Origin of the sequence: Helicobacter pylori SA213A, from assembly GCF_000476275.1 — a bacterium.
GTDB classification, from domain to species: Bacteria; Campylobacterota; Campylobacteria; order Campylobacterales; family Helicobacteraceae; genus Helicobacter; species Helicobacter pylori_CL.
Window position 1 is genome coordinate 1 of sequence record NZ_CBOM010000053.1, and the last position, 1,205, is coordinate 1,205.

The 1,205-nt window shown below is 34.4% G+C and carries 2 protein-coding genes; both read right to left on the reverse strand.

The genetic code is table 11. The annotated features are described in order from the left end of the window. Window positions 1-4 precede the first annotated feature (4 nt). Complete coding sequence (locus tag QT74_RS07825) at window positions 5-289, reverse strand: hypothetical protein (protein WP_000394655.1); 285 nt, start codon at window positions 287-289, stop codon at window positions 5-7. Between the two features lie 78 nt (window positions 290-367). Then, window positions 368-1,024, reverse strand: a complete 657-nt coding sequence (locus tag QT74_RS07830; RefSeq protein WP_000587412.1) for a ParA family protein — start codon at window positions 1,022-1,024, stop codon at window positions 368-370. Window positions 1,025-1,205 lie beyond the last annotated feature (181 nt).

Below are 1,205 nucleotides of genomic sequence, written 5' to 3' on the forward strand. Positions count from 1 at the left end.
AAAATCACAACTTGCTCGCCTTATCTAAAAGCATTTGCTTCATTTCTTTTTTCTTGTGTTCTAAATAAAAAACAATAGCGTCTTGAACAAACACGCTTTTATTTTCCCTGAACGCTCCAAATTCATTCAAATACTCTTCTACGCTGTTCATCACTTTCTCTGAAATATAGAGCGTGTGGGCTTTTTTCCTGTCTTCTTTTTCATGTTGATTTGTTTCATGCTTGTTGGCATTCTCAAAGCGGTTTTCTAAATCGCTTAGCCTGTCTTTTTTAGTGTTTTTAAATTCCATATTTATCCTTTAAAGTAGATTGTTTTTAATATCATAACACAATTAAGCGTTATTTAGAATTAAACTAATTCTACCCTTTCATTTTTTGCCCCCTAAATACCCGATCAATTCATCATAGAATTGAGACCATTCGTTTTTAGCCTTATTGTCATTGTATTCCATCACGCCCATACCTTCACTCACCGAACGCTTATAAGCTATCCTTTCGCTTAATAGATTATCCATTAAAAACACGCTTTCATTAGCGTTATTTTGGTTGATAAAATCAATGAGAGCTTTTTTCTCTTTAAGAGTAGGGATAGTAGGGATGCGGTTCATCACAATACAAGCTTTTAAGTTTTCATTCAACGCTTGGATGTCTCTAATCCTTTCTAGCATGTCTAATAGCACCGCTGTGTCTAGTTGGCTTGGCGTGGTGGGTATTAGCACCCAATCGCTCAATAGCATAGCCCTTTGGCTTTCTTTGGAATGTTCGCCCTTAGTGTCAATAAGGATGTATTCGTATTTATCCGTCATCTGTTTTAAGGTGTCTGTGATATTACCTGTGCGGTTAAAGAGCGTGAAATTAGGCAAACTCGTTTCGCTTCTAATATTGTTGAACACTTCCAAACTCTTTTGGCTATCAGTGTCTAATGCGGCAATGTCTTTCTTGTCTAGCAATAATTGAACGCACAAGTTCAAGCACAAAGTGGATTTACCGCTCCCTCCTTTTTCGTTAGCTATGGTGATTATCATCGCTTATTCCTTTATCATTTTGTTAAACATATTTTAAATATAAATAGCTTAAAAGTATATAAAATAGAAAAACTTAATACTATGTTATTGTAAATAATTATGTTATCTATTAGTTCTTTTTGAAATGGTTAGCAGTGTTTTATTAGTGGTGGTTTTTTAGGGTGTTTTTAAAAAGGGAAAA